Origin of the sequence: Paraclostridium dentum (assembly GCF_012922555.1) — a bacterium.
GTDB lineage: Bacteria > Bacillota > Clostridia > Peptostreptococcales > Peptostreptococcaceae > Paraclostridium > Paraclostridium dentum.
The window spans coordinates 1-329 of record NZ_WIPK01000187.1; the positions used below are offsets into that span (position 1 = coordinate 1).

1 protein-coding gene is annotated in these 329 nt (G+C 55.6%); it reads right to left on the reverse strand.

Annotated features, from left to right (window positions below; genetic code table 11):
• Positions 1–329, reverse strand: a 329-nt coding sequence (locus tag GFJ41_RS21305; RefSeq protein WP_170076055.1) for a class I fructose-bisphosphate aldolase, incomplete at both ends; no start/stop codon positions are given.

The window sequence follows — 329 nt, forward strand, 5'->3', positions numbered from 1 at the left end:
GTGTACTTCTTGGGGCAAGACTGCCCGGCTGTGACCATGTTAGGTTTGAGCAGAGTACCCTCCAGATACACGTGGTGGTCAGACAGGGCCTTGTAGACGGCAGCGAGGACCTTCTCTGTGGCGTACTGGCAGCGCTGGAGGTTGTGATCGCCATCTGGGAGAATCTCAGGCTCAACAATGGGCACCAAGCCATTCTGTTGGCAGATGCTGGCGTATCTGGCTAATACGTTGGCGTTTTCAGCAATGGCAAGAGGAGAGGGGCATCCGTCCGAGATCTTGAGCACACAGCGCCACTTAGCAAAGTCACACCCGTCCTTCTTGTACTGAGC